Below are 26,670 nucleotides of genomic sequence, written 5' to 3'. Positions count from 1 at the left end.
TCGACAACATGTGGAGCAGCCCGGCGCTGAAGACGACGCTGACCGCCGTCGCCGCCGCCTTCGCCTCCTGGTCGCTGATGCTCCCGGTGGTCCCGCTCGCGGTGATCAGTTCGGGCGGCTCCGACAGTCTCGCCGGTTCCGTCACCGGTGTATTCATGGCGGGTACCGTTCTCACCCAGATGTTCACCCCGAAGGCGCTGCGCCGGTTCGGCTACATCCCGGTGATGGTCGTCTCGGCCTTCCTCCTGTGCGTGCCCTCCGCGTTGTACGCCTTCTCCGTGGACGCGATCCCGGTGCTCACGATCTCCGCGGTCCGTGGCGTCGGCTTCGGCGCACTGACGGTCGCCCAGTCCGCGCTGATGGCCGAACTCGTGGCCCGGAGGTTCCTCGGAAAGGCGTCCGGGGCGCTGGGGCTCGTCGTCGGGCTCCTGCAGATGCTCTTCCTGCCGGCGGGGCTCTATCTCGCGGAGACGATCGGATTCACCTCGGTCTACATCATCTCCTCGGTCATCGGCATCGGTGCCACCGCACTGTGCTGGTCCCTTCCGCGGCTGTCCCCGGAGAAGCGAGAGTCCCTGCGCGGCACCGGCTCCATCACGGAGAGCGGGTACTCCGTCGCGACCTGGAAGCTCATCACCGTCCCGGCGCTCGCGATCTCCACCATCGCGATGGGCTACGGCGCCATCTCATCCTTCCTCCCCGCCGCGGTGAAGGAACTCGACCCGGCCAGCGGCGCCGTGGTCGGAGGACTCGTGCTGGCGGTCGTCGGGGGATCCCAGATGCTCAGCCGCTACGGCGCCGGCGTCATCGCGGACCGCCGTGGCGAGGCCGGGCGACTGGTCATCCCGTCGCTCGTCGCCGGGGTCGTCGGTCTGGCGCTCGCGACCCTCGTCCTCGCCGCGGGGCTCAACCCGTGGCTGCTGCTCCTCTCCGCCCTGCTGTTCGGCGCCGGTTTCGGTGCCGTCCAGAATGAGGCGCTGCTGATGATGTTCGCCCGGCTGCCCCGGTCGAAGGTCACCGAGGCATCCGCGATGTGGAACATCGCCTTCGACTCCGGCACCGGCCTCGGCTCCGTGGTTCTCGGTGTCGTGGCCGCGCGCGCCGCCTACTCCGGGTCCTTCGGGACGGCGGCCGGTCTCGTGGTTCTCGGTCTCGCCGTCGTGGTCGCGGACCGGGTCATCGGCCGGCACCGCATCGCGGAGTACAACAACACGCGCGCCACCCTCCGGCGCGTGCCGATGGCCCGCACCGCGGTACGCAGTGCCCGGGCCATCGGCCGGGCGGGCATGAAACCCGTGCACGTGGCCGAACTACTCGCCAAGAACACCCCGCGCCCGCATGTCCGGCGCCGCCCGGAGGGCATGAGCCGTGAGGAGTTCAACGCCGAACTCCGTGCGGAGGCGGCCGAGCGCCGCGCCCTCAAGGCCGAGCGGAAATCCGACCAGCGGGAGTACAGGATCCAGGTCCGGGAGATCCGGGCGGACGCCCGCGCGCACGTCGAGCGTGCCCGAAGGGAGGCCCAGGAGCACATCGAACGCGCCCGGGCGGAAGCCCGGGAGATGGAGTGCAGGAGACTGGCGGAACTCCGTTCCCCGGACCGTCCCGGCCAGGGCGGACAGGAGCGGACCCCGAAGACGTCCTCTGTCACGCCCGTGGACCCCAGCCCGGGTGGCACCGGACGGACCACGCCCGCGCCGGAGAAGCCGCGGGCTGGCGGGGAAGACGCCGCCCGCCGGACAACCGACGACCCCACCACCGACCCCGACACCGACACACAATCCACCGGGAGCACAAGATGACCAGCCGCAAGACCCCCACCGTGGCCCTCCTCGACTACGGCTCCGGAAACCTCCGGTCCGCCCACCGCGCGCTCGAGCGCGCCGGTGCCGAGGTGACCGTGACCAGCGACCCGGGGACCGTGCTCGCGGCGGACGGCCTCCTCGTCCCCGGCGTCGGGGCGTTCGCCGCGTGCATGGACGGTCTGCGCAACGTTCACGGTGCCCGGCTCATCGGCGAGCGGCTGGCCGGGTCGCGTCCGGTCCTCGGCATCTGCGTCGGTATGCAGATCCTGTTCGAACGCGGTGTGGAACACGGCACCGCGGCTGAAGGCTGCGGTGAGTGGCCGGGAACGGTGGAGAAGCTCCGGGCGAACATCCTGCCGCACATGGGCTGGAACACGGTCGACGTCCCGGCGGACTCCCGGATGTTCCGCGGTATCGCCGACGAGCGTTTCTACTTCGTCCACTCCTACGCGGTCCGGAGCTGGGACATGCCGGAGGATGACGCCCTCACGCCGCCGACGCTCACCTGGGCGCAGCACGAGGGGGACCGGTTCCTCGCCGCAGTGGAGAACGGCCCGCTGTGGGCAACCCAGTTCCACCCCGAGAAGTCCGGGGACGCCGGGGCCGAGCTCCTGCGCAACTGGATCGATACACTCTGACCACCGACCCACCGACGGGGTGTCGCACCTTGTCCCGGCATCGCTAGGATTGGCCCCATGAGCCTCACACTTCTACCCGCAGTCGACGTCGTGGACGGCAGAGCCGTCCGCCTGCACCAGGGGGAGGCGGGCAGTGAGAAGAGCTACGGCAGCCCGCTGGACGCCGCACTCAACTGGCAGGACCAGGGGGCGGAGTGGCTGCACTTCGTCGACCTTGACGCCGCCTTCGGTCGGGGATCCAACCACGGGATGATGGCCGAGGTCGTGCGCCGACTCGACATCGACGTGGAGCTGACCGGTGGCATCCGGGATGACGCGTCCCTCGAACGGGCGCTCGCGACCGGTGCCCGCCGCGTGAACATCGGCACCGCAGCGCTGGAGAACCCGGAATGGGCCGAGAAGATCATCGGCACCCACGGTGACCGCGTCGCGATCGGCCTCGATGTCCGCCTCATCGACGGCGAGTGGCGGACGCGCGGTCGTGGATGGGTGTCCGACGGCGGCGATCTCTGGGAGATCCTCGAGCGCTTCGACCGGGCGGGGTGCAGCCGGTTCGTCGTCACCGACGTCTCCCGGGACGGCACCTTGACCGGACCGAACATCGACCTCCTGCGCGACGTGGCCGCTGCCACGGACGCACCCGTCACCGCGTCCGGTGGAATCGCGGAGCTCTCCGACGTCACCGGACTGATGCCCCACGTGGACGAGGGAATCGACTCCGTCATCATCGGCAAGGCCCTCTACGAGGGACGTTTCACCCTCCCCGAGGCGCTCGCCGCCGTCGCCGGGAAGCCGACCGACGATCCGACCGGGCGCGGCTGACCGTGTCCGGAGATCTGGATGCCCGCGGGCTGCTCGCGGTGGCTGAGGCCGTCGCCGATGACGCGGAGCGGATGATCCGCTCGTCGCTCGGCGAGGCACGCGTCATGGAGAAGGGCGAGGGGGACATCGCCACCGAGGTCGACCTCGCCGTCGAGGCGACCGTCCGCCGCCAGCTCACGCTGCTCACCGGTATCCCCGTGTTCGGGGAGGAGGCGGGGGGAGATCTCGGCGCCGGCGCCGTCTGGGTCGTCGATCCCGTTGACGGAACCTCCAACTTCGCCGTGGGAAACCCGATGTGCGCGTTCCTGCTGAGCCTCCTCGTGGACGGACAGCCCGTGTGCGCCCTGACCTCGCAGCCCGCTACGGGTCAGCGCTTCACCGCCTACACCGGCTCGCCGCTGATGCGCAACGGACGGCCGCAGCGCCCCGTCACCGAGCGCGACCCCTGGCTGAGCCACATCGGTTTCGGTTCGATCATCTCTCCCGTGCACTCCTCGTTCCCGACCTGGGCGCGGCACGAACTCCTGGACCGACTGGGTGCGAAGCACCCCCGGCTCCGGGTGACGGGATCGGTGGGCCTCGATCTCGCGTTCACCGCGGCCGGAATATTCGGCGGTACCGTCACCTTCAGCCCCCACGTCTGGGACAACGCCGCGGGCGTCCTGCTCGTCCGCGCCGCCGGGGGTGTGGTGACCGATCTCGCGGGAAACGAGTGGCACCCGGACTCCTTCGGTGTCGTCGCCGGGGCGAAGGGCGTGCACGACGTCATCCTCGGTACGATCAGTGAGACCCTCGGCACCGACCGTTGAAATCGCTTCACCCGATCTGAGAAGGAGGCGGACGGAACTTGTCCGTAGCTGTCCGTATCATTCCCTGCCTGGACGTGGCCGACGGCCGCGTCGTCAAAGGCGTCAACTTCGCCAACCTGCGTGACGCTGGCGATCCCGTGGAACTCGCCGCCCGCTACGACGCCGAGGGTGCCGATGAGCTGACGTTCCTGGATGTCTCCGCGTCGAAGGACGGGCGGGGGACGATGCTCGACGTCGTCCGGAGGACCGCCGAACAGGTGTTCATCCCCCTGACGGTCGGCGGTGGGGTCCGTTCCATCGAGGACGTCGACCAGCTGCTCCGTGCGGGGGCGGACAAGGTCAGCGTCAACACCTCGGCCATCGCCCGGCCGGAGCTGCTCCGCGAACTGTCCGAACGCTTCGGCGCGCAGTGCATCGTGCTGTCCGTCGACGCCCGCCGCGTACCCGAGGGCGGAACTCCCCAGCCCTCCGGCTTCGAGGTGACCACCCACGGTGGTTCCAGGTCCGCGGGTATCGACGCGATCGAGTGGGCGCGCCGCGGTGAGGAGCTCGGGGTGGGGGAGATCCTGCTGAATTCCATGGACGGTGACGGCACCCGGGACGGCTTCGACCTCGAGCTTCTGGAGGCGGTCCGCGAGGCGGTCACCGTCCCGGTGATCGCCTCCGGCGGTGCCGGTGCCGTGGAGCACTTCCCGCCGGCGGTCGCCGCCGGTGCCGACGCGGTGCTCGCGGCCACGATCTTCCACTTCAAGGAGATCACCATCGACGAGGTCAAGGAAGCGCTCGCCGACGCCGGATTCGAGGTCCGACGATGAGCGTCGATCCGACCTCAGACACGGGCCACACCGATGACCCCTCCCGGTACGAATTGGATCCGGCGGTGGCGCAGCGCCTGAAACTCAACGATGCCGGGCTCCTGCCCGCCGTCGTCCGGGAGGACGGGACCGGGGACGTGCTGATGCTCGCATGGATGGATACCCATGCGTTGGCCTACACCCTCGCGACCCGCCGGGGCACCTACTACTCCCGGTCGCGTCGGGAGTACTGGATCAAGGGACTGACCTCGGGCCACGTCCAGGAGGTCACGGGTGTGCGACTGGACTGCGACGGGGACACGGTTCTGCTCACGGTCCGGCAGACCGGTGGGGCGTGCCACACCGGGGACCACACCTGCTTCGACGCGGATGAGCTGCTGTGAGGACCCCGCGTCTACCGCAGGTAGCGGCACTCTCGGTCGGCACGGGCGCGGCCCTGCTGTGGCTGTCCTCCCGGCTGGTCTGGGTGACGGTCAGGGCGTTCGACGACAAATCCGGGGATGCGGTCCGCGAACTTCCGGGTGCCGTGTGGGCCTCGCAGGTCACCGTGATCACCCTCGTGCTGGTCGCCGGCACCCTCGGGGCCCTCGCACTACGGAGGAACGTTCGCAGGGTGATCGGCGTGCTGACGGCGATCGCGGCCGTCGGCGCCAGCTGGGCACCGTTGTCGCTCCTCGCGGGCACACCGGATCCCGAACGGGCCCGGATGCTGCTCACCTCGGGGGCCGCGACCCAGAAGGCCAGCTCCCCGGTGACATTGAGCGACTGGGCGACGGTCACCGGCCTGGACATCCACCACACCGGTCCCACGGTCGCGTTCGTGGGGTGCGCTCTGGCCCTCGTCGGGGGAGTGCTGCTCGTCCTGCGCCCCGGTGGCGCCGCCCAGCAGGCATCCAGCAGATACGTCACGCCGGGGGCCCGCCAGGCCCGGCTGGAGAAGGACCTCGAGGAGTCACCCGATTCCGGACGGGTGCTCTGGGACGCACTCGACGCGGACATGGACCCCACGGACGATCGGGGGGAGGGGGCAGGGGGTGGTCCGGTGCGGTGATTCCGTGTCCTCACGCCGTAGCGGAGGGGTGACACGGGGGCACGTCGTCGCGGTGCGGTGCCGACACAATTTCACCGGACACCCGGAAAGCCGTTAGCCTTGTCCCTGAACACCGGCGGGCTGACCGCCGGGTACCGCACGCGGACGGATCAGACATGACCACGGTTTTCGACCAGATCATCGCAGGCGTCGTCGAGGACGTCGCCGCGCGTGAGGCTGTCGTGCCGTTCAAGGAGATGAAGGCCCTTTCCCGTGACGTCGAACCGGCGCGGGACGCGATCGCGGCGCTCACCCAGCCCGGATGCAGCGTCATCGCCGAGCTGAAACGGGCGAATCCCGTCCAGGGGCCGATCGCATTGATCGAATCACCGGCGGAACTCGCGTGCGCCTTCGAGGCGGGAGGTGCCCGACTCATCGGATGTCAGACGGAGCGACGCCGTTTCCACGGTTCCCTGGAGGATGTCCGCGCGGTGCGCAGCGCGGTCACGGTGCCGGTGATGTGCCGCGACTTCATCCTCGACCCGTACCAGATCCACGAGGCCCGCTACTACGGAGTCGACATGGTGCCTCTGCTGGTCAGTGCGCTGGACCAGGCGCGGCTCGAATCACTGCTCGACCGGGTCCAGTCGCTCGGAATGACCGCCATGGTCGAGGTCCGCACCCCGGAGGAGGCGTCCCGGGCGATCCAGGCCGGTGCCCGGGTCGTGGGGGTCAACGCCCGGGACCTGCGGACGCTGACGATCAACCGGGAGGCGTTCGCGGAGATCGCACCGGGACTGCCCCGTGGCACCATCCGGGTGGCACTGTCCGGGGTCCGGACGACCCGGGACCTGATGAGCTACGCGGGATCCGGCGCGGACGCCGTCGTCATCGGTGAGGAACTCGTCACAGCGGAGGACCCCGCAGGCATGTGCCGCACACTCGTCACCGCTGGACAACACCCCGCCTGTCCGTCCACGTGGTGACCCTGATTCACACCTGAAGTTGCCGCCGGGTCTCGGGACAGTCACACTGGAGCCCATGACAAACTCACCCGAACACCCCAGATCTCCCCGTAGGCGCGCCACGGTGCTCCGTACCTCCGTCGCCACGCTCTCGGCGGCGGCCCTCGTCCTGACCGGTTGCTCCGGTTCAGACTCCGGAGAGCAGAAGGACGACACCGTCATCGGTGCGCTGTGCAACGCCTTCTACAGCCTCGCCGCGGCCCAGACCGACGCGGGCAACGGGCGCCTGCTGGTGGGCACACACGAGTACCTCGTCTCCGCGCAGGACAAGCTGCGGGCCATCGAGGATGACGCCGAAGGTGACGTCGAAGGGCAGTACGCCACCGCGAAGCGGCTCATCGACGCCGCCGTGGACACCACTCCGGACATGACCATCCAGGAACAGCTGACCTCCGATGCCGAAATCCCGCAGCTGACGATCGAGGGTGGGGCCGAGGGCGTCGAGAGCTTCTTCTCCTTCACGGAGGGGCTCGAGGGCGAACAGCGTGAGCAGTTCGACGCCGCGCCCGTGTGCGGTGCCTTCGCCGCCGACGTGGACGTGCCCGAGGACAAGGTCGTGACGGCCTACATCGACTTCATGAATCTCACCCAGGGTGAGAGCCTCCGGGACAACGAGGAGTTCGGTCGGGTCATCGAGATTCTGCCGCTGGAGAACCCGCCGCTCCCGGGCACGGAACTCCCCGACATCAGTTCCGACGACTACCGCGTGATCGCCGACGCGATCGGTGGGATCGCGGACGGCTTCGAGGAGTGGAAGATCCCGGAGGACGTGACGGACGCGGAACGCCGCGCGCTCGATCCGCTGGTCTGGCACCGTCCGAAGCTCGCCGAGACCTACCGCGCGGCGGCGGACGCCGCGGCGGCGATGGCCGAGAACCCCACCGAGGACAGCTTCTACGCCCTCATCAGCGCCGCGCTCGAGTCGGGCACGGCCTCGACCCGCGCGGTGCGCATGGTGCCGCCGCCGAACAACGCGACGGTGGAGGAACTCGTCGCCCAGCAGGCGGCGGCGAACGGCGACCGGGCACCGGAGAACCCTGAGGCCGAGACCACCGGGGACGCTTCCGCGGAAGCACCGGAGGGTCAGGATCCGGATATCGCGGAGGTCGCTCCCCAGATTCCGGAGCAGGCACCGGAGATCCAGGATCCCGGGTACGCCGGGCAGGAGTCCACGGAACAGTAGTCCGATCGTTTCGGCCGGGAGTCGGAGGGGCACATCGGTGACGGTGTGCCCCTCCCTTCTTGGGTGGTCGGGCCGTGATGGGGCACACTGGTCTGGTCAGTTCGACGGGACACCGCCCACCCCGGGGGTGCCCCGTCGCCACCGCTACCGCACCGGCAGACAGGTTCCCATCTCGTGACCACCACACTTCTCGCCTCCATCCCCTCACCACCCCAGGGTGTCTGGCACCTCGGATTCCTCCCGATCAGGGCCTACGCGCTGTGCATCGTCGCCGGTATCATCGCCGCCATCTTTCTCACGCGCGCCCGCTACGCGGCGAGGGGCGGCAACCCCGAGATCGTCATGGACGCCGCGGTCATCTCCGTCATCCTCGGGATCATCGGAGGCAGGCTCTACCACGTCATCACCGACTATGACTCGTACTTCTGCTCCGACTGCGACCCGCTCCAGGTTTTCATGGTGACCAACGGGGGCCTCGGCATCATGGGGGCGGTCACCCTCGGCGCGCTCGGCGTCTGGATCATGATGTGGCGCAGAGGTCTGCCCTTCGCCCCGCTGGCCGACGCGGCGGCCCCGGGCATCATCCTCGCCCAGGCCATCGGCAGGCTCGGCAACTGGTTCAACCAGGAACTCTACGGTCGCCCCACCGACGTGCCGTGGGGGCTCAAGATCTACCGGAGGGTCGACGAGACCGGTGCCGCCGCGCCGCTCACCGGGCACTCCACGGGGGAGGTTCTCACGGTGGTGCACCCGACGTTCCTGTACGAACTGCTGTGGAACCTCGGGGTGGTCGTGCTGCTGCTCTGGGCCGACCGACGCTTCCGGATGGGACACGGCCGGGTCTTCGCCCTCTACGTCGCGGCCTACGCGGCGGGACGGTTCTGGGTCGAGCTCATGCGCTCTGACCCGGCGAACCACATCCTCGGGTTCCGGGTGAACACGGTGACGTCGACACTGCTGTTCATCGGGGGAGTCCTGTTCCTGCTCCTGATCCGGGGGAAGAGGGAGGAGCCGGAGGTCGTCGATCCGCGGGGGGACGGCTCCCGCACGGAGGGGACCGACTCCGCGGGAGTCGACCCCGTCTCCGGTACGGGAGATACGGTCACAGGCGACCGTCGCGGTGGCTCCCGTGTGTCGGGACCCGGGCCGGAAGCTGACGGACCAGCGACGGGACGGTGAATTCTCGACTCGGCCGAGCGGTGTGAGCAGTATCGCGAACACCGCGTGACGGACCGCCACCCCTGACTGTTTGCGCCCGAACGTGTCTGTTTGTGCCTGGTTGTGGGAGTTTCGTGCGGGTTCCGGGAGGACTGTGTCGGGCTTCACAGACAGCCCGTGACGTGCGACGGAGGTGGCCGACCGGCCTCGACCGGCGGCGTTTCCGGAGCCGGGGGACTACAGTCGGGGACGTGGATAGACGAACCAAGATTGTATGCACCCTCGGACCTGCCGTTGCGAGCAAAGAAGGGATCGAATCCCTGGTTGACGCGGGCATGAATGTCGCCCGCCTCAACTTCTCGCACGGTGACTACCCAGACCATGAACAGAACTACAGGTGGGTACGCGAAGCGACCGACGCCTCCGGGCGCGCCATCGGTATCCTCGCCGACCTGCAGGGGCCGAAGATCCGTCTCGGCCGCTTCGCCGACGGTCCGCAGATGTGGGCCACCGGCGAAACCGTGCGCATCACGGTCGACGACGTGGTCGGCACCCACGACCGCGTGTCCACCACCTACAAGAACCTGGCCAAGGACGCCCAGCCCGGCGACCGGCTCCTGGTGGACGACGGCAAGGTCGGTCTCGTGTGCGTCGAGGTCGACGGCAACGACGTCGTCTGCGAGGTCATCGAGGGCGGTGAGGTGTCCAACAACAAGGGCGTCTCGCTGCCCGGCATGGACATCTCCGTCCCCGCGCTCTCCGAGAAGGACATCGCGGACCTCAAGTTCGCGCTGAAACTCGGCGTCGACTTCATCGCGCTCTCCTTCGTCCGTTCCCCGGCCGACATCGAGCTCGTGCACGAGGTGATGGACGAGGTCGGACGCCGCGTCCCGGTCATCGCCAAGCTCGAGAAGCCGGAGGCCATCGACGCGCTCGAATCGATCATCCTCGCCTTCGACGCCATCATGGTCGCCCGCGGTGACCTCGGCGTCGAGGTGCCGCTGGAGGAGGTGCCGCTCATGCAGAAGCGCGCCATCCAGATCGCCCGCGAGAACGCCAAGCCGGTCATCGTGGCCACCCAGATGCTCGACTCCATGATCGAGAACTCCCGACCGACCCGCGCGGAAGCCTCCGACGTCGCCAACGCCGTCCTCGACGGCGCGGACGCCGTCATGCTCTCCGGAGAGACCTCCGTCGGCCGCGACCCGCAGAACACCGTGCGCACCATGGCCCGGATCGTGCGGACCGCGGAGTCCGCGGGCAGCGTCCCGCCGCTCAGCCACATTCCGCGCACCAAGCGTGGCGTGATCAGCTACTCCGCCCGCGACATCGCCGAGCGCCTCAACGCGAAGGCCCTCGTGGCGTTCACCTCCTCCGGTGACACCGCGAAGCGGGTCGCCCGGCTCCATTCGCAGCTGCCGCTGCTGGTGTTCACCCCGGATCCGGCTGTCCGCTCGCAGCTCGCGCTGACCTGGGGTGCCGAGACCTTCCTCTGCCCGCAGGTCGAGGACACCGACGGCATGATGCGGGAGGTCGACAAGGCTCTCCTGGCGATGCCCGAGTACAAGCGCGACGACATGATGGTCGTCGTCGCGGGTACCCCGCCCGGAATCCGCGGCAACACCAACATGATCCAGGTGCACCTGCTCGGCGAGAACACCTCCTCCGGATCCTGACCGACCGAAAGCCATCCCTGCTCAACAACGAGAACCCGGCCCGCAGACCGCGAGCCGGGTTCTCGTCGTCACAAGGGGTGGAAAAGCACACCGGGTACACCCTCGCCCCCCGGTCACCCATGGAAACACGAACGCTAACGTAAGGTTGAACGAGTGATTTCTTCAGGAAACGTCCATATATCCCACAACACCCCGACGGCGCTGCTGCCCCTGCGTCGTCTCGCACTGAATCTGCGCTGGTCCTGGCGGGATTCCACCCGCGAGCTCTTCGAGTCCATCGATCCTCTCCTCTGGGAGGAACTGGGGGAGAACCCCAAGATGATGCTGCACCGGGTGAGCAATTCCCGGCTGCAGGAACTTGCCGCCGACAAGGACTTCATCGACCGGATGAAGGCTGAGGTCGAGGATCTCGACGACTACCTGGGCGGCAACTTCTGGTACCAGAAGACCCACTCGGCCGAGGCGGCCGCGACCTCCACGGACCCCGTGGCGGCGTACTTCTCCATGGAATTCGGCATCCACCCCTCGCTGCCCATCTACTCGGGCGGACTCGGCGTTCTCGCGGGCGACCACATGAAGTCCGCCTCCGACCTCGGCGTCCCGCTGATCGGTGTCGGTCTGCTGTATTCCTTCGGGTACTTCACCCAGTCGCTGTCCGCGGACGGCTGGCAGCAGGAACGGTACGAGTACCACAACCCCGAGGACCTGCCCATCGAGCGCGTCACTGACGCCGACGGTGAGCAGATCAAGGTGACCGTCGCCTACCCCGACGGGCGCGACATCGTCATCGCCCTGTGGATCGCCCACGTGGGACGGATCCCGCTGCTGCTGCTGGACACGAACATCGACGACAACCCGCCCGGCATGCAGGAGGTCACCGACCGCCTCTACGGCGGCGACAGTGAGCACCGGATCAAGCAGGAGCTCGTCCTCGGCGTCGGCGGCGTGCGCGCCGTCAACGCATTCTGTGCCGTCCGTGGCCTCTCCCGTCCCCGTGTCGCGCACCTCAACGAGGGACACGCCGGTTTCCTCGGTCTCGAGCGGATCCGGGAGCGCATGGAGGAGGGGCAGTCCTTCGACGCCGCCCTCGCCCAGGTCCGTGCCGCCAACATCTTCACCACCCACACCCCTGTCCCGGCCGGAATCGACCGTTTCTCCGTCGATCTCGTGCGCCGCTACCTCGGTGAGGGACAGGATCCCTCCCGTCACCTGTGCCCGGGTGTCCCGATCGGTCGCGCGCTGGAGCTCGGCGCGGAGGCCACCCCGGGAATGTTCAACATGGCGCACCTCGGTCTGCGCCTGTCGCAGCACGCGAACGGCGTGGCGAAGCTGCACGGTGAGGTCTCCCGAGGCATGTTCGCCTCCCTCTACCCGGGCTGGCACGGCGACGAGGTCCCGATCGGATCCGTGACAAACGGCGTCCATCTCCCGACGTGGGTGAAGCCCGAGATGGCCGAGATCATCGCGAAGATCTCCGGCGACGCCGACCTCACCTCCACCGACGTCTGGGACCACCCGGACGCCGTGAGCGACGATGAGCTGTGGGCGGCACGCAACGGTCTGCGCCACGACCTCGTAGCCGTGGCGAGGGAAGCGGTCCACTCCTCGTGCCTGATCCGTGGGCAGCAGGAGGCCCAGCTGTACTGGACCCGCAACGTCCTCGACCCCGAGGTGCTCACCGTCGGCTTCGCACGTCGCGTGTCCACCTACAAGCGGCTCACCCTGATGCTCCGCAACCCGGAGCGGCTGCGCCGGATCCTGACCAACCCGGAGCGGCCCGTCCAGTTCGTGATCGCCGGAAAGGCGCACCCGCACGACGAGGGCGGCAAGCAACTCATGCAGCAGGTCATCCAGTTCGCCGATGACGCCGGCCTGCGGGACAAGTTCATCTTCCTGCCCGACTACGACATCGGACTAGCCGGCTACCTGATCTCCGGCGCGGACATCTGGCTGAATAACCCGGTCCGCCCGCAGGAGGCCTCCGGAACATCGGGCATGAAGGCCGTCATGAACGGCTGCCTCACCCTGTCGGTCTCCGACGGCTGGTGGGACGAGATGCCGCAGGAGGGCTACGGCTGGACGATCCCGACGGTGCACACCCAGGACCTCGACCACCGGGACAATCTGGAGGCCCAGGCCCTCTACGACCTGCTCGAGTACGAGATCGCGCCGCTGTTCTACGACCGCGACGACGAGGGCATCCCGCGCCGCTGGCTCGAGATGGTGCGCCGTTCGCTGACCACCCTGTCCCCGATGGTCACCTCCTTCCGCATGGTCCGCGACTACACGGAGGGGTACTACCGCCCGGCCGACACCTCCGCGCGGCTCATCATGGAGAACGACGGCGACGCTTCGGCGTTCGTCGACTGGATGGAGCGGGTCCGCGGGAACTGGAACGCCGTCCAGCTGCACGACCTCAGGGTCAACGGCGTTTCCACCCAGTCGGACTGCCGGCTCCTCGCCGGTGAGCCGATGACGTTCACCGTCTCCGCAGACCTGGGTGGACTGAACCCGGATGATGTGACCGTGCAACTGGTCAAGGGCCTCCGCACACCGGTCGGCACCCTCGAGTCCCCCGAGGTGTTCGACATGGCCCGCGCGGATGACGGCTACACCGTCACCCTGCCCAGCGACCGTCCCGGAGACATCGGTTTCACCGCCCGGGTGATCCCCTCCCACCCGTTGCTCGTCAGCCCCGCGGAACTCGGTCTCATCACCTACCACCCCTGATCGGCTCCGCCGTGCGGCAGGAGTGACCCGCCGCACGCGGACGGCGCCCCACGACCTTTCCTCCGGTGAATCCGGAACAGGTCGTGGGGCGCCGTTGTCGTTCGCCGGTCGGGCCCGCGGTACGGGTCAGCGGCCCAGGTAACTCAGCACAGCCGCCGCTGCCGCCCGGGTCGAGGCGTCGACAGAGGGGGCGTAGTCGGGCAGGAACGTGCCGGAGTGGTTCGTCGGGATGTCCCGGCTGATCCGGCCCGCCGCCTCAGCCGCGGCCCACTGCTCGCGGGGGGTGACCCCGACCGTCCAGAACAGGTAGGGGACCTCGAACGCGTTCGGGATGTCGCAGAAGTCCTCTGATGCCGTCCACCGCCGGGCGTCGACGGAATCCTCACCGAACACCGCGTCGAAGGTCGCCCGGACCCGCCGGAACACCGCCGGATCGTTGTCGGTGAGGTCCCCGTGCGCCGAGTAGACGAACTCCGGGTCCCGCTCGCAGCCACTCGCCGCGCACTCCGCGCGCACCACCCGTTCGATGGCCCGGTAGACTCGGTGCTTGACGTCGTTGTCGTAGAAGCGGCAGTTGAGCACCAGGGTCGCGGTGTCCGGAATCGTGTTGTTCGAGTGCCCGGAACTCAGCGTGCCCACGGTGATCACGGCGAAATCCTCCGGGGAGACCTCCCTGCCGACGATGCCCTGGAGCCGCACCACGACCATCGCCGCGATGAAGGTCGGGTCGATCGAGTTGTGGGGCATGGAACCGTGGGCACTGCGCCCGTGGATCGTCACCGTGATGGTGTCGCAGGCTGCCAGGGCCGCACCGGGCATCGACATCACGGTTCCGGCGGGCCCCGGGACTATGTGCTGCCCCAGGCAGACCTGGGGACGGGGGATGATGTCCATGAGCCCGTCGTTGACCATGGCGATCGCACCGTCGGAGTTCTCCTCCGCGGGCTGGAACAGGGCGATGAAGGTGCCGCGCCACGCGTCACGGTGCTCGTCGAGGATCTGGCAGGCACCCAGCAGAGCGGTGGTGTGCATGTCGTGCCCGCACGCGTGCATCACCGGGCTGACGTAGCCGTTGTCCTGCGTGTGGATGTCCGTCGAGGCGAACTCGACACCCGTCTCCTCCTTGACGGGCAGTCCGTCGAAATCCGCGCGCATGAGCACGCACGGCCCCTCACCGTTCGTGAAGACGGCGACGATGCCGTAGCCGCCGATGTGGGTGGTCACCTCCGCGTCGAAGCGGGTCAGCTGGGCCGCGATTCGGCCGGCGGTCTCCTTCTCGTGCCCGGAGAGTTCGGGATGTGCGTGCATCTCACGGTAGAAGTCGCGCTGCCAGGACAGGTCACTGCCGTGGGCCTCGAGGAGCGCCGCCACCGTGGTCGGGGCCGCGGTGGTGGTGGGGAAGTCTGTCTCCGTGTTCTCCGCCATGTGGAGTGCTCCTATCGAAAATCTGTCGGTATCGGTTTGTTTATCCGTATCAGTGGACGGGTGGGGAACCCGTCCCGGCGGGGATCGCGTACCCCGCGCCGGTCCGGAAACCCGTCCGTGCCACTCCGGGTACCGTGCCGCATACACGACGGCACCCAATACTCCAGATATACCGGAAGAAGGGGCGCCGGGCGTGGAGATTCAGCACCCGAACGGGTGTCTCCGCAAGGATCGCGGCGTGAATGGTCGGTGAACTCCCGTCCTGCTCCGGGGGACGTGGAGCCGGATCAGTGCCCGCTGAGGAACGGGTTGTACCGGAGGCTGTTGCGTTCCAGGCGGCACTCGGTGGCGATCCTCAGGTCCGGGGCGATGGCGCCATCGTCACGCAGGCGGTACATCGCCGCCACCATCCGGTCCCTGATCGACTGGGGGGAGATGGTGTTGAGGTAGATCTTCGTGCCACCCTCGAAGCCCGCGAGGGTGGACACCCTCCACTTGATGACGACACGCCACGGCATCGGCATGTCCAGGTCGATGGGCTTGTGGTGCCACTCCTCGTTGCACGGGACGTCGGGGCCCGCGGCGGCGTGGCACGCGTGGATGAGGTCACTCATCGCGCGGACCTCCTCCTCGGACTGCAGCCAGGGCTCCGGAGTGGCGGACTTCGAGTAGATCTCCAGGGTCGGATAGCGGTGTCCGATACCGGCGAAGCAGATCGCGTGGTCGTTCTCCGCGATGGTGAGGTTGTGGTAGGCGGCGTAGTCCACCGCCAGCTCGTTGTACATGTTCGGGTTGGCGCGCAGCTGCGCGATCTCCGTGTCCGCCTGCACGCCACGCTCGTCGATGGCGACGAGCTGCTTGTGCAGATGGTCGAAGGAGGCACCCGCCGGCTTGAGCCAGTTCTGGAACACGGCCACGTAAGGCGTGTAGCGGTTGCGGTTGTAGAGGTCGGCGGCCGCGGCGATCGTGAACCGGATGAGGGCGGCGTGCTCGTCCGGGGTGAGCGTGCCCGAGGACGCGAGCTGGCCCGTGTCCGTGGCCCCCGGCGCAAAGTGGTTGCGGGCGATGATGATGTCGTGCCCGCCGGCGAAGAACCCGCCCGCACGTTCCAGGAGATCGGATTCGGTCAGGTCGGCGACCTCGTCGGCGCCGAGCGTCCCGGATGCGCGGAGCCTGGTCTCGACGGTCCGGCGCACGTGCTCCCGCCCTTCGGCGTCCGCGATGTAGGCGGCCATGCGGGCGGAGGTCGCGGAGTCCATGATGAATCCGTAGTTCGCCCGCCAGTAGTCGTAGGACACGATCTCGAAGAGATTGGGAACCCGGCGGAACTCCGCGGTGGTGTCGTGCAGCTGGTGTGGGAGCAGTCCGGTGACGATCTCCCACCCATCGCCGTCACCGGCGGTGTGGTCCGCGTGTGTACCCCCGGTACGCACCATGCGTGCCTTTTCCGGGGGAGTCAGCAGCAGGTTGCCGGGGCAGAACGCGCAGTGGTGGTCGGTGTCGATCTCCGAGAGGGGTGTTGTGCCTGCCGCGGGAACTGACAGGGGTCGGTTTCCGCGCCCTGGGACCGTCCACACCTCCGTGCCGGTGAACGGGTTGACCTGCTTGATCGTGCCGTCCGCCATTGTCGTGAGCGGCGTCTGTCGGGTGGGAAAATAGGGGCTCATAATTCTCCAGGATATTCGCTAGTGTGGCGGCATGCCCACGATAGTTTTTGACTGCCTGGTTCCCGATACGGATGTCGAAGGTCTGTCCGAGCGCTTCAGTCGCGCGACCGACGAGCTCGTCGAGGCCGGTGAGATCGAGGCCGCGAGCGTCGTCTTCGACCCTTCCCCGCGTGTGGGGCCGGATCTGGAGGCGGAGCTCCGGAGGATCTACCGTGTGGAACATGCGGACCTCGACATGGCCGATGCCTCGGTCTGCCGCTACCGGATCCAGCTGAACGGGGTCCGCGGATCCGTGAATCAGCTGGCGATGACCCTGTCCCGGATTCTGACTCCGCCCGCCGTTCTGCCGCGGGACCGCGTGCTGCTGGAACAGGAGGCGCTGTACGAGCGTCCCGCCACCTACCCCTGGTCGGTCCGGGTCGCCAGGTAACGTTCCGCCAGCTGGCGACCCGCCTCCCGCAACCGGGTCTCGGTCCGGTGTGGATCCTCGACGCCGTCCCGCGGGCCGAGTTCGATGCCGATCACTCCCTCGGGCAGGTCGGTACGGATCGCTCCGGCGACGACCGCGGCCGGGGTCCCGGTCCGGCCCGCGATGTCGAGGACCGTGCCCACGACCTTGCCGGTGAAGCTCTGCCCGTCGACCCGCCCCTCGCCGGTGACGACGAGATCGGCGTCGGCGGCGAAGCCGGGTAGTCCCACGGCGTCGGCGACGGTCCGCGCTCCCGGGCGGAGCCGCACGCGCGGTTCGCCGCCGGTGACGGCGGAACTCAACCAGTGCAGACCCACGGGGACCCCTCCGGCGGCACCGTAGCCGGGGGTCCCCGGGTCGATGCCCGCGAAGTCACAGAAGTGGTGGAGTCCGGCGTCGAGCCGCCCGATCAGTTCGGCGTCCGCGCCCTTCTGCGGACCGAACACCGCGGCGGCTCCCTCTGGGCCGGTGACCGGTGCGGTCACGTCGGCGAGGAGGGTCCACTCGACGGCGGCGGCCCGCACATTCAGCTGGGCCGTGTCGATGTCCGCCAGCTCCGCGAGGTGCTCACCCCCCTGGGGCAGTGCCCGCCCCGAGGCGTCTAGTGGCTGCGCGCCCAGAGCGATGAGGATCCCCGTCCCGCCGTCCACGGTCGCGGATCCACCGAGCCCCAGGACGATGTGCACCGCACCGCGGGAGACCGCGTCCGCTATGAGCACGCCCGTCCCGAAGGTGTCGCCGGTGCCGGGCACCGGGGTGTCCGCGACCGCGGGGAGCCCGGAGGCTGCCGCGACGTCGATGTAGGCCTGCGGGACCCCGGTCCCTCCGCCGGTGGCGTCGAAGACGTAGGAGGCCTCCGTGAGGCGTCCGGCGGCGGTGACCGTCGGAAGCGTGCACACCTCGCCACTGAAGCAGGATGCCGTACCCTCACCGCCGTCGGCCATCGGCACGAGGACGATCTCCGCGTCGGGGCAGACCCCGGTGAACCCGGCGGCGATCCACTCCGCGGCCTGGGCACCGGTCGCGGTTCCCTTGAAGGAGTCTGGGGCCAGGACGACGGTCGGTCCCGGGTCGGTGCCGGCTGGTGCGTTCGCTTCGGTCACGGGGGCTCTCCACCTGTTCGGGTCTGTCCGGTCCGGCATCACGGACGCTACTGTGGGGTCATGGAATTCAGCTGGATCGCATCCGGTTCACGGATGGTCGCCGCGCTACTGCTCGCCGGTGTGGTCAGTCTAACGGGTGGGGGAGTCGGGGCGGCCGGGGTGCCCGACTCCCCGGTGGGGGGCAACGGGATACCCGGACCCCGGAACACGGATCTGGCCGCGGCCCGGATCGTGGAACGGACACTCGGGTACCCGCCCCTGGTCCCGGAGGGGGTCAACGATCCCGGGTGCCGGGTCTCCCCGGGGCGGGAGCAGGCGGTGGTGCTCGTCCACGGCACGGATTCAACGCTCTACGCCGACTACTCACTTCTCGGTGCCGAACTGGCCGATGAAGGTTGGTGCGTCTACGGGATGGACTACGGACTCGGTCCCGGACGTGACGACGGGTTCGGGTGGCGCCCGATCACCGAATCGGCGGCCGAGCTGGATGCCACGGTCACCGCGGCGCTCCGTTCCTCCGGCGCGCGGCAGGTCTCCCTGATCGGTTTCTCCCAGGGGGCGACCGTGGCGCGGTACTGGACGAACGTCATCGACGGCGGGGAACGGACCGCCACCTGGATCGGCCTGGCGTCCCCCACCAGGGGAGGCGGGCCGGACGGACTGGCCCACGTGCTCCACCTGATCCCGCGCCCGTTCCGGGACGCGGTGCTGTCCCCGGCGCTGCAGGACCTGCTCGTCGGGTCGACGTTCCTGACGGAGCTCAATGCGGCGGGGGAGACGGTTCCGGGGCCCGCGTACGTGACCGTGTCCACCCGTTTCGACGAGATGATGTGGCGCGATGACCTGCAGGCGATACGGGGCGACCGGACCCGGAGCATCGTGCTGCAGGATCTCTGTCCGGCGAACCTCGGCGGGCACATGTTCATGCCCTACAACCCCACCGTGGTGGCCCTCGTCAAATACCTGTTGGTCGATTGGCAGGCCGGGGGTGGGGAGGGGGAGGTTTCCTGCGTTCCGGTGCCTCTCGGGGCGACGATCCTGCCCATCGCGGTGGAGTCGAATCTCGGAAAACTGCAGGGTATGCCACATAATCGAGATGGTGTGATCTATGACACACAATTTTGAGTTGCGCGACAGGTATTGCCGGTCAAGACTGGAGTAAACCCCGTCGCAACACCGCGACCCACGGGGTCCCGGACATCCCCGTCCCGCCGCACGGCGAAACGGGGCACCGGTCTCGGGACGGCGCAGTCCGTCCCCTGTCGTAACCGGGTCGCGGAGACAAGGAATATAGCCACATGAACGTTGACGAACAGGTTTCCCAGTACTACAACACGGTGCTCAACCGAAACCCCGGTGAGGCTGAGTTCCATCAGGCCGTCGCAGAGGTCCTCGACTCCCTGAAGATCATCCTGGAGAAGGATCCGCACTACGCGGCGGAGGGCCTCATCGAGCGTCTCTGCGAGCCCGAGCGTCAGCTCATCTTCCGTGTGCCGTGGACCGATGACCAGGGCAAGGTTCGCGTCAACCGCGGTTTCCGCGTCCAGTTCAACTCGGCGCTCGGCCCGTACAAGGGCGGCCTGCGGTTCCACCCGTCGGTCAACGTCGGCATCATCAAGTTCCTCGGCTTCGAGCAGATCTTCAAGAACTCCCTCACCGGTCTCCCCATCGGTGGCGGCAAGGGCGGCTCCGACTTCGATCCCAAGGGCAAGTCCGACGCCGAGATCATGCGCTTCTGCCAGTCCTTCATGACTGAGCTGCACCGCCACATCGGCGAGTACCGCGACGTCCCCGCCGGTGACATCGGGGTCGGCGGCCGCGAGATCGGCTACCTCTTCGGTCAGTACCGTCGCCTCGCCAACCAGCACGAGTCCGGTGTCCTCACCGGCAAGGGCCTGACCTGGGGCGGCTCCCTCGTCCGTACCGAGGCCACCGGCTACGGTCTGGTGTACTTCACCAAGGAGATGCTCGCCGCCCACGGTGAGTCCTTCGAGGGCAAGAAGGTCATCGTCTCCGGTTCCGGAAACGTCGCCATCTACGCCATCGAGAAGGCCCAGGAGCTCGGCGCGACCGTCATCGCGTTCTCCGACTCCTCCGGCTGGGTCGAGACCCCCAACGGTGTCGATGTCGCCAAGCTGAAGGACGTCAAGGAGGTCCGCCGCGAGCGCATCTCCGCGTACGTCGACGAGGTCGAGGGAGCGACCCTGCACACCGACGGTTCCATCTGGGATCTCCCGTGCGACGTGGCCCTGCCCTGCGCCACCCAGAACGAGCTGGACGGCGAGCACGCCGCCAAGCTCGCCGACAACGGCTGCAAGTTCGTCGCCGAGGGTGCCAACATGCCCTCCACCGCGGACGCCGTCGAGGTCTACCGCGAGCGCGGCGTGCACTTCGGCCCCGGCAAGGCGGCCAACGCCGGTGGTGTCGCCACCTCCGCTCTGGAGATGCAGCAGAACGCCTGCCGCGACTCCTGGACCTTCGAGTACACCGACAAGCGTCTGCACGAGATCATGAGCAACATCTTCCGTCTCTGCGACGAGACCGCCCGCGAGTACGGCCACGAGGGTGACTACGTCATCGGCGCCAACATCGCCGGCTTCAAGAAGGTCGCCGACGCGATGATCGCCCAGGGCGTCATCTAGTCCGGACCCCGTCGGGATCACGCCCGTGATCACCGCGACGACCCCGTTCACCGGCCCGCCAGTCATGGCGGGGATCCGGGAACGGGGTCGTTTCACGTCCGTGGGTGGGCGGGCTGCAGGAACCGTACTGTGTCCTCACTCCCCGGCGTCGATTGTTGGGTACCGTATGTGGCATGTACCGCGTATTTGAATCCCTTGACGAGCTCAACGCCACCGTGGAGCAGGCCTACGGCGTGCCGATGTCCTCGAACTGCCTCGTGCCCCGGACGGAGATGCTCCGGCTCCTCGATGACCTCCGCGAGGCCCTGCCGCAGGAGGTCGACGACGCCCAGGACGTCCTGGACAAGCGGGATGACCTCATCCGCGGTGCCGAGGAACAGGCGGAGTACCTGGTCACCGAGGCGGAGAACGAGGCCTCCGCACTCGTGTCCACGGCACGCACGGACGCCGACGCCATGGTCGCCGACGCGGAGAACCACGCCAACCTCCTCGTCGCCCGCGCGGAGGAGGAGGCCGAGCGTCTCGTGACTGATGCGCGGCGTGAAGCTGAGGCGACGGTCGACCGCGCCAACGCCGAGGCGGAACGTCTCGTGGCCAAGGGCAACGAGACCTACCAGCGCAGCGTCGACGAGGGACTCGCGGAGCAGCACCGGCTGGTCAGCGAGTCCGAGGTCGTCCGCAGGGCGAACGAGGAGGCCCACCGGATCGTCGACTCCGCCCACGCCGACTCCAACCGGCTGCGCGGAGAATGCGACGCCTTCGTCGACACGAAGCTCGCCGAGTTCGAGGAATCACTGTCCGCGACGCTGCGGAGCGTGTCCAAGGACCGCGCCGCGCTGCGCCGCGGAGCCGGTGCCGCCGGCCGCGGTGAGCGTCCCGAGCACCGGGACCGGCCCGAGCGCCCCGAACGCGGCACCCGCTACTCCGCCCGCGGCTACGAGGAGTAGCTCCGGCCCGGTGGCCCGCGGGTTCCGGCGATCTGGGCGGTTGTCCGCCCAGAGGGTAGGCTGTGGGACGTCATGAACTCACCATTTGTATTTGATGTCGCAGCACTGCTGCGCTCCTCGGCCACCCCGACACAGTGCACCCAGACCGGCCCGAGTCCGTTGCGGATCGGGCTACCTCTGGTCGCCATCGCCGAAGGCGCCGACGTCACCGTCGACGCCTTCCTCTCACCCCTCGGTGACGCCGTCCTCGTCGACGCCACGGTCACCGCACCACTCACCGGCGAATGCGCCCGGTGCCTCCGCCCCCTGGACGTCGAGCACTTCTTCCACGTGAACGAGGTGTTCGCGGCCTCCGACAACTTCGTCAGGGGCGATTCAGCGGACGATGACGCGGAGGAGAATCCGCCGCGCATCGAGGGAACGGAACTCGACATCCAGCAGGCGCTCACCGATGTCGTCGGACTGAACCTGCCCTTCTCACCGACCTGCGACTACTTCGGCATCGGCGAATGCGACTCCGAGCGCACCCCGGAACCCGACGGAGTGTCGGGGAGGGACGAGAAGACCCTCCCGGATCCCCGCTGGGCCGGGTTGGAGAAGTTCCTGTGACCCCCAGAAAACGGCTCACCGGTGTGGAGGCGCTCCAGAGATCCTTCGCCGCCGTCGACCACGCGCCTCTGCTGGCGAGCTTCGGCGTCGACCTCCCGGAGGAGCTGCTGCGGCTCGCGCTGACGCACAGGTCCTTCGCCAACGAGAATGGGCACCTGCCCAACAATGAGCGCCTCGAGTTCCTCGGTGACTCGGTCCTGGGACTCTCCGTCGCGGCGAGGCTCTACCAGCTGCACCCGACGCGTTCGGAGAGTGACATCTCGAAGATGCGCGCCTCCATTGTGAGCCGGTACGGACTCGCCGAGGTCGCCCGCGACATCGGCCTCGGTCGGTTCATCCTCCTCGGCAAGGGGGAACGGGCCAGCGGTGGCGACGACAAGGACTCGATCCTCGCCGACACGACCGAGGCACTGCTGGGCGCGATCTACCTCGAGCACGGGTTCGAGGTCGCCCGCTCCGTGGTGCTCCGGCTGTTCTCCCACCTCATCGAGACGGCCGCCGCCACGGGCATGCACAACGACTGGAAGACCTCCCTGCAGGAACGCCTCGCGGAGCGGAAGCTGCCCATGGCGGAGTACTCCGTCACCTCCGAGGGCCCGGACCACGACCGCCAGTTCACCGCGCGGATCACCGTGGCCGGCAGGGATCTCGGTGCCGGACACGGGTCGAGCAAGAAGACCGCCGAGCAGGACGCCGCGGCGATCGCGTACGCGCGGCTGCGCGACGAGCTCGACTTCGGGCCCGATTCGCCCGAGACCGTCGCCCGGGAGGCGGCGTCCGGACGGAAGCATTCCTGAGCACCGTCCATGCCTGAGTTACCCGAGGTGGAGACGGTCCGGTCCGGGCTGGCTCGCCTGATCACCGGTTCCCGCATCGACAGGGCCGAGATCCTCCACCCGCGCGCGGCGCGGAACAATCCCGGCGGCGCGGCGGAGGTGTCCGCGGCGCTCACCGGGCGCACCGTCGCATCCGTCGAACGCCGGGGCAAGTTCCTGTGGCTGGTCCTCACACCGGGGGAGACCGCACTCCTGGTGCATCTCGGCATGAGTGGACAGATGCTGATCAAGGATCCAGGTGCGGGAACCGACGATCCGAACCGGAGACACCTGCGGGCCCATGTCGGACTCGATGACGGGCGTGAGGTCTGGTTCGTCGATCAGCGGACCTTCGGCTACTGGTCCACCGGGCCCCTCGTGCGGGGTCGGAGCACCACCGCCGGTACGGAAGCCAGGAGGGTCCCGCACCGTGTCGCCCACATCGCCCCGGACCTGCTCGAACCCGCTCTCGATCCCGGTGCCGTGGCGCGAACCCTGAAAGCCCGCGACACCGAGATCAAACGACTGCTGCTCGCCCAGGAGACCGTCTCCGGGATCGGCAACATCTACGCCGACGAGATGCTGTGGCGGGCCCGGGTCCACCCCCGGCAGCGCGCCTCACGCATGTCGGTGACGCGGATCGGTGACCTGTTGTCCGCCGGAATCGACGTCATGCGCGACGCACTCGCCCAGGGCGGAACCTCGTTCGATGCGTTGTACGTGAACGTGAACGGCGACTCAGGATACTTCGACCGTTCCCTCAAGGTCTACGGACAGACCGGAAAAGATTGCGTGCGCTGCGGGTTCACGATCCAGCGCGAGCACTTCATGAACCGCTCCAGCCACTTCTGCGGAAACTGCCAACGCAGATACTGACTTTTTCCCGAGTTTTGGGTTAACGTTTCTCCGCATGGAACAACTTCAGAAATTCGTCGGTGAGTTCAACGACTTCTACTGGCAATTCGTGCTCGTCCTGCTCATCGGAGCGGGGCTCTACTTCTGTTGGACCACCCTCGTGGTCCAGATCCGGTTCATCCCGGACATGTTCCGCTCGATCGTGGAGCGGACCCCCTCCGAGAAGGGGGAGAAGAACATCTCCGCCTTCAAGGCGTTCACCGTCTCGGCCGCCTCGCGCGTCGGCACCGGAAACGTCGCGGGCGTCGCAATCGCCATCGCGATGGGTGGCCCCGGTGCGGTGTTCTGGATGTGGACGCTCGCCGTCGTCGGCGGGGCGACCTCGTTCGTCGAGTCGACGCTGGCGCAGGTGTACAAGGTGCGGGACAGGGACTCCTTCCGGGGTGGCCCCGCCTACTACATCACCAGGGCCCTCGGATGGCGCTGGCTGGCGGTCATCTTCGCCGTACTCATCACCCTGACCTACGGCTTCGTGTTCAACGCCGTGCAGTCCAACTCCATCGCCGACTCGATGACCACGTCCTTCGAGGCGTCCAACCCGGTGGTCGTCAAGATCATCGTCGGTGCCGTACTCGCGCTGGTCACCGCCGCGGTCATCTTCGGCGGGATCCAGCGCATCGGCGCGGTCACCCAGGTCATCGTCCCCGTCATGGCGGTCGCCTACATCATCGTCGGCATCATCGTCGTGGTCATCCACATCGGGCAGGTTCCCGGAATGGTCGCCAACATCTGGGCGGAGGCCTTCGGATTCCGGTCGGTGACCGGTGCCGCGATCGGTACCGTCATCATGAACGGCGTCCGACGGGGCCTGTTCTCCAACGAAGCCGGTATGGGTTCGGTGCCGAACGCGGCGGCCACCGCGACGGTCTCGCACCCGGCGAAGCAGGGCCTCATCCAGACCCTGGGCGTCTACTTCGACACCATCGTCGTCTGCTCCGTCACCGCGTTCATCATCCTGCTGTCCAAGCCCGACTACGACGACACGCGCGGCGGCATGGAGCTCACGCAGAAAGCCCTCGCCGACAGCGTCGGTACCTGGGGCATCCACTTCCTCACCGTGATCATCATCTTCCTCGCGTTCTCCTCCGTGATCGGCAACTACTACTACGGGGAGACGAACATCGAGTTCCTCACCGGGTCGAAGACCGTGCTCAACGGTTTCCGGGCTCTCGTGGTCCTCTGCGTGTTCGGTGGCGCACTCGGATCCGTCCCGCTCGTGTGGGCGCTCGCGGACACGTTCTCCGGGCTGATGGCCACCGCCAACCTCATCGCCATCATCCCGCTCGGTGGCGTCGCCGTCGCGCTGCTCAGGCACTTCTCGGAGCAGCGGGCGAGGGGCCTCAACCCCGTGTTCCACCGCGATGACCTTCCCCGCCTCCGTGGCTGGGAGAACATGGAGTGCTGGGACGGCAGCGACGCGGTCCTCCAGCGCGACGAGCGCTACGACGAGGTCTCCCGCCGTGTGAGGTAGCCGCAGCGATCTCCGTCAGAGGGGCGCCGTCCGGCAGTCGGGTGGTGCCCCTCTCCGCGTCCCACCGCCCGGTACAGTGATCCGCAGGACAGATCTTCACCACGATGATGGTCACGGAGGACGGAAACGATGGGTGCAGGAGATCGGACGAGGCTGACGGCGTGGGTTCACGGGCATGTCCAGGGGGTGGGGTTCCGCTGGTGGACCCGCTGCCAGGCGAAGGAGCTCGGGCTGGCCGGTTCCGCGAGCAACTATCCGGACGGGCGCGTGCTCGTCGTCGCGGAGGGGGAGGAACAGGCGTGCGTCGCCCTCCTCGGTCGGCTCGCCGAGCAGCCCAGCACCACCCGACGCCCCGGCCGGGTCGACAAGGTGATCGACCAGTGGTCCGAACCCCGGGGAGAATCGGGATTCACCGAACGATGAGTCGGCTGACGGTGTCACTCACGGCCGCCGCGGTTGCGGCAGCCGCAGCCGCGCTCTGCGGATGCTCGCCGCGCGCCGACGGCACCGCTCCTTCCGGCCCCGCCCCCTCGACCGGTCCGGTCGCCGACCTCCCGGCTGAAGACGACGACCCGGGAACCGGTGTGGTGCCCCTCGCGGAGTACCCCGTGGACACCCCGTCCGACGGGATGCACGACGAGCACGTCGCCCGCATCGAGGACCATCCGGATCGCCGGGATGACCGGGGCCACGCGCTGCTTCGGGGTCCGACCCGTCGTGCAGGAGACCGGGACCGAGGTCCGGCTCGCGCTCGTCGCCGGAATCCTCCCGGGAACGGACGGCCCCTGCACTCTGGAGGTGCGGTTGGCCGCAGTCGACGCCCCGCTCGCCCGCGATCTGGGGGACCGGACGATCGTGCTCCTCGACGAGCTGGACCCGGGGGAACTCACCCGAAATCCCTGACCGAGGCCGGTGTTAC

General features: G+C 68.3%; 25 protein-coding genes and 1 pseudogene. 22 read left to right on the top strand and 4 right to left on the bottom strand.

The window, feature by feature from the left end:
* Window positions 1-8: 8 nt before the first annotated feature.
* The 12 genes and pseudogenes from JIM95_RS02245 to glgP form a co-directional block, all read left to right on the top strand.
* Window positions 9-1,268: pseudogene (locus JIM95_RS02245) on the top strand (MFS transporter); the annotation flags it as partial.
* A gap of 527 nt (window positions 1,269-1,795) precedes the next feature.
* The gene (hisH, locus tag JIM95_RS02240; protein ID WP_200256968.1) at window positions 1,796-2,440 is read left to right on the top strand and encodes an imidazole glycerol phosphate synthase subunit HisH; all 645 of its coding nucleotides are present in this window, start codon (window positions 1,796-1,798) and stop codon (window positions 2,438-2,440) included.
* Window positions 2,441-2,497: 57 nt separating this feature from the next.
* Window positions 2,498-3,262, top strand: a complete 765-nt coding sequence (gene priA, locus JIM95_RS02235; RefSeq protein ID WP_200256970.1) for a bifunctional 1-(5-phosphoribosyl)-5-((5-phosphoribosylamino)methylideneamino)imidazole-4-carboxamide isomerase/phosphoribosylanthranilate isomerase PriA — start codon at window positions 2,498-2,500, stop codon at window positions 3,260-3,262.
* Window positions 3,263-3,276: 14 nt separating this feature from the next.
* On the top strand, window positions 3,277-4,071 hold the full coding sequence (locus JIM95_RS02230; protein WP_200257286.1) for an inositol monophosphatase family protein: 795 nt from the start codon (window positions 3,277-3,279) through the stop codon (window positions 4,069-4,071).
* A gap of 38 nt (window positions 4,072-4,109) precedes the next feature.
* The gene (gene hisF, locus JIM95_RS02225) at window positions 4,110-4,886 is read left to right on the top strand and encodes an imidazole glycerol phosphate synthase subunit HisF (RefSeq protein WP_200256973.1); all 777 of its coding nucleotides are present in this window, start codon (window positions 4,110-4,112) and stop codon (window positions 4,884-4,886) included.
* Window positions 4,883-5,269: a phosphoribosyl-AMP cyclohydrolase gene (gene hisI / locus JIM95_RS02220; RefSeq protein ID WP_200256980.1), complete on the top strand. Its 387-nt coding sequence runs from the start codon at window positions 4,883-4,885 to the stop codon at window positions 5,267-5,269. Before hisF ends, hisI begins: the two co-directional genes overlap by 4 nt.
* Entirely contained in the window at window positions 5,266-5,937 is a 672-nt protein-coding gene (locus tag JIM95_RS02215) for a TIGR02234 family membrane protein (RefSeq protein ID WP_200256981.1), read from the top strand. Before hisI ends, JIM95_RS02215 begins: the two co-directional genes overlap by 4 nt.
* 155 nt (window positions 5,938-6,092) lie before the next feature.
* On the top strand, window positions 6,093-6,902 hold the full coding sequence (gene trpC, locus JIM95_RS02210; protein WP_200256982.1) for an indole-3-glycerol phosphate synthase TrpC: 810 nt from the start codon (window positions 6,093-6,095) through the stop codon (window positions 6,900-6,902).
* Window positions 6,903-6,957: 55 nt separating this feature from the next.
* Window positions 6,958-8,124, top strand: a complete 1,167-nt coding sequence (locus tag JIM95_RS02205; RefSeq protein ID WP_200256983.1) for a hypothetical protein — start codon at window positions 6,958-6,960, stop codon at window positions 8,122-8,124.
* A gap of 174 nt (window positions 8,125-8,298) precedes the next feature.
* Entirely contained in the window at window positions 8,299-9,303 is a 1,005-nt protein-coding gene (lgt, locus tag JIM95_RS02200) for a prolipoprotein diacylglyceryl transferase (protein ID WP_200256984.1), read from the top strand.
* Window positions 9,304-9,533: 230 nt separating this feature from the next.
* Complete coding sequence (gene pyk / locus JIM95_RS02195) at window positions 9,534-10,958, top strand: pyruvate kinase (protein WP_198738226.1); 1,425 nt, start codon at window positions 9,534-9,536, stop codon at window positions 10,956-10,958.
* Between the two features lie 153 nt (window positions 10,959-11,111).
* Complete coding sequence (gene glgP, locus JIM95_RS02190; protein WP_198738225.1) at window positions 11,112-13,688, top strand: alpha-glucan family phosphorylase; 2,577 nt, start codon at window positions 11,112-11,114, stop codon at window positions 13,686-13,688.
* Between the two features lie 126 nt (window positions 13,689-13,814).
* Here glgP and JIM95_RS02185 read toward each other — a convergent pair whose 3' ends face one another.
* Both JIM95_RS02185 and JIM95_RS02180 read right to left on the bottom strand, forming a co-directional pair.
* Window positions 13,815-15,113, bottom strand: coding sequence for an amidohydrolase (locus JIM95_RS02185; protein ID WP_200256985.1), 1,299 nt, complete (start codon window positions 15,111-15,113; stop codon window positions 13,815-13,817).
* A gap of 287 nt (window positions 15,114-15,400) precedes the next feature.
* Window positions 15,401-16,780, bottom strand: a complete 1,380-nt coding sequence (locus JIM95_RS02180) for a DUF4921 family protein (protein ID WP_200256987.1) — start codon at window positions 16,778-16,780, stop codon at window positions 15,401-15,403.
* Window positions 16,781-16,811: 31 nt separating this feature from the next.
* Here JIM95_RS02180 and JIM95_RS02175 point away from each other — a divergent pair, with 31 nt between their 5' ends.
* A complete protein-coding gene (locus JIM95_RS02175; protein ID WP_200256989.1) occupies window positions 16,812-17,210 on the top strand; it encodes a hypothetical protein in 399 nt (132 codons plus the stop codon).
* On the opposite strand, the gene JIM95_RS02170 is transcribed toward JIM95_RS02175, so the two are convergent.
* The gene (locus tag JIM95_RS02170) at window positions 17,180-18,352 is read right to left on the bottom strand and encodes a glycerate kinase (protein ID WP_248112713.1); all 1,173 of its coding nucleotides are present in this window, start codon (window positions 18,350-18,352) and stop codon (window positions 17,180-17,182) included. The genes JIM95_RS02175 and JIM95_RS02170 overlap by 31 nt on opposite strands.
* A gap of 60 nt (window positions 18,353-18,412) precedes the next feature.
* Here JIM95_RS02170 and JIM95_RS02165 point away from each other — a divergent pair, with 60 nt between their 5' ends.
* The 8 genes from JIM95_RS02165 to JIM95_RS02130 all read left to right on the top strand — a co-directional run bounded on the left by JIM95_RS02165 (window position 18,413) and on the right by JIM95_RS02130 (window position 26,174).
* Complete coding sequence (locus JIM95_RS02165; RefSeq protein ID WP_200256993.1) at window positions 18,413-19,477, top strand: esterase/lipase family protein; 1,065 nt, start codon at window positions 18,413-18,415, stop codon at window positions 19,475-19,477.
* Between the two features lie 173 nt (window positions 19,478-19,650).
* Window positions 19,651-20,994, top strand: a complete 1,344-nt coding sequence (gdhA, locus tag JIM95_RS02160) for an NADP-specific glutamate dehydrogenase (RefSeq protein ID WP_200256995.1) — start codon at window positions 19,651-19,653, stop codon at window positions 20,992-20,994.
* A gap of 173 nt (window positions 20,995-21,167) precedes the next feature.
* A complete protein-coding gene (locus tag JIM95_RS02155) occupies window positions 21,168-21,941 on the top strand; it encodes an SPFH domain-containing protein (RefSeq protein ID WP_200256997.1) in 774 nt (257 codons plus the stop codon).
* A gap of 72 nt (window positions 21,942-22,013) precedes the next feature.
* Entirely contained in the window at window positions 22,014-22,550 is a 537-nt protein-coding gene (locus JIM95_RS02150) for a YceD family protein (protein ID WP_200256999.1), read from the top strand.
* Window positions 22,547-23,347 carry a ribonuclease III gene (gene rnc, locus JIM95_RS02145; protein WP_248231659.1) on the top strand — a complete coding sequence of 267 codons (801 nt, stop codon included), beginning with the start codon at window positions 22,547-22,549 and terminating at the stop codon, window positions 23,345-23,347. The genes JIM95_RS02150 and rnc overlap by 4 nt, the downstream gene beginning before the upstream one ends.
* A gap of 9 nt (window positions 23,348-23,356) precedes the next feature.
* Window positions 23,357-24,241: a bifunctional DNA-formamidopyrimidine glycosylase/DNA-(apurinic or apyrimidinic site) lyase gene (mutM, locus tag JIM95_RS02140; protein WP_200257002.1), complete on the top strand. Its 885-nt coding sequence runs from the start codon at window positions 23,357-23,359 to the stop codon at window positions 24,239-24,241.
* 34 nt (window positions 24,242-24,275) lie between these two features.
* Window positions 24,276-25,751, top strand: coding sequence for an alanine/glycine:cation symporter family protein (locus JIM95_RS02135; protein WP_200257004.1), 1,476 nt, complete (start codon window positions 24,276-24,278; stop codon window positions 25,749-25,751).
* 129 nt (window positions 25,752-25,880) lie between these two features.
* Window positions 25,881-26,174 carry an acylphosphatase gene (locus JIM95_RS02130; RefSeq protein WP_200257005.1) on the top strand — a complete coding sequence of 98 codons (294 nt, stop codon included), beginning with the start codon at window positions 25,881-25,883 and terminating at the stop codon, window positions 26,172-26,174.
* Between the two features lie 14 nt (window positions 26,175-26,188).
* Here JIM95_RS02130 and JIM95_RS02125 read toward each other — a convergent pair whose 3' ends face one another.
* Window positions 26,189-26,443, bottom strand: coding sequence for a hypothetical protein (locus tag JIM95_RS02125; RefSeq protein WP_200257006.1), 255 nt, complete (start codon window positions 26,441-26,443; stop codon window positions 26,189-26,191).
* Between JIM95_RS02125 and JIM95_RS02120 the strand changes: the two genes are divergently transcribed.
* Window positions 26,430-26,654 (top strand): hypothetical protein, encoded by a 225-nt coding sequence (locus JIM95_RS02120; protein ID WP_200257007.1) that lies wholly within the window; start codon window positions 26,430-26,432, stop codon window positions 26,652-26,654. The genes JIM95_RS02125 and JIM95_RS02120 overlap by 14 nt on opposite strands.
* The last annotated feature ends 16 nt before the right edge of the window (window positions 26,655-26,670 follow it).

The organism is Corynebacterium antarcticum (assembly GCF_016595285.2).
GTDB classification, from domain to species: Bacteria; Actinomycetota; Actinomycetes; order Mycobacteriales; family Mycobacteriaceae; genus Corynebacterium; species Corynebacterium antarcticum.
This window is presented reverse-complemented; position numbering and strand designations above follow the sequence as displayed.

What these genes read in the sequence shown, in the direction of transcription:
- hisH (WP_200256968.1), top strand. Translation starts at nt 1,796, where the DNA reads ATGACCAGCCGCAAGACCCCCACCGTGGCCCTCCTCGACTACGGCTCC.
- priA (WP_200256970.1), top strand. Translation starts at nt 2,498, where the DNA reads ATGAGCCTCACACTTCTACCCGCAGTCGACGTCGTGGACGGCAGAGCC.
- hisI (WP_200256980.1), top strand. Translation starts at nt 4,883, where the DNA reads ATGAGCGTCGATCCGACCTCAGACACGGGCCACACCGATGACCCCTCC.
- trpC (WP_200256982.1), top strand. Translation starts at nt 6,093, where the DNA reads ATGACCACGGTTTTCGACCAGATCATCGCAGGCGTCGTCGAGGACGTC.
- JIM95_RS02205 (WP_200256983.1), top strand. Translation starts at nt 6,958, where the DNA reads ATGACAAACTCACCCGAACACCCCAGATCTCCCCGTAGGCGCGCCACG.
- JIM95_RS02185 (WP_200256985.1), bottom strand. Translation starts at nt 15,113, where the DNA reads ATGGCGGAGAACACGGAGACAGACTTCCCCACCACCACCGCGGCCCCG.
- JIM95_RS02180 (WP_200256987.1), bottom strand. Translation starts at nt 16,780, where the DNA reads ATGAGCCCCTATTTTCCCACCCGACAGACGCCGCTCACGACAATGGCG.
- JIM95_RS02175 (WP_200256989.1), top strand. Translation starts at nt 16,812, where the DNA reads ATGCCCACGATAGTTTTTGACTGCCTGGTTCCCGATACGGATGTCGAA.
- JIM95_RS02165 (WP_200256993.1), top strand. Translation starts at nt 18,413, where the DNA reads ATGGAATTCAGCTGGATCGCATCCGGTTCACGGATGGTCGCCGCGCTA.
- gdhA (WP_200256995.1), top strand. Translation starts at nt 19,651, where the DNA reads ATGAACGTTGACGAACAGGTTTCCCAGTACTACAACACGGTGCTCAAC.
- JIM95_RS02155 (WP_200256997.1), top strand. Translation starts at nt 21,168, where the DNA reads ATGTACCGCGTATTTGAATCCCTTGACGAGCTCAACGCCACCGTGGAG.
- JIM95_RS02150 (WP_200256999.1), top strand. Translation starts at nt 22,014, where the DNA reads ATGAACTCACCATTTGTATTTGATGTCGCAGCACTGCTGCGCTCCTCG.
- mutM (WP_200257002.1), top strand. Translation starts at nt 23,357, where the DNA reads ATGCCTGAGTTACCCGAGGTGGAGACGGTCCGGTCCGGGCTGGCTCGC.
- JIM95_RS02135 (WP_200257004.1), top strand. Translation starts at nt 24,276, where the DNA reads ATGGAACAACTTCAGAAATTCGTCGGTGAGTTCAACGACTTCTACTGG.
- JIM95_RS02130 (WP_200257005.1), top strand. Translation starts at nt 25,881, where the DNA reads ATGGGTGCAGGAGATCGGACGAGGCTGACGGCGTGGGTTCACGGGCAT.
- JIM95_RS02120 (WP_200257007.1), top strand. Translation starts at nt 26,430, where the DNA reads ATGACCGGGGCCACGCGCTGCTTCGGGGTCCGACCCGTCGTGCAGGAG.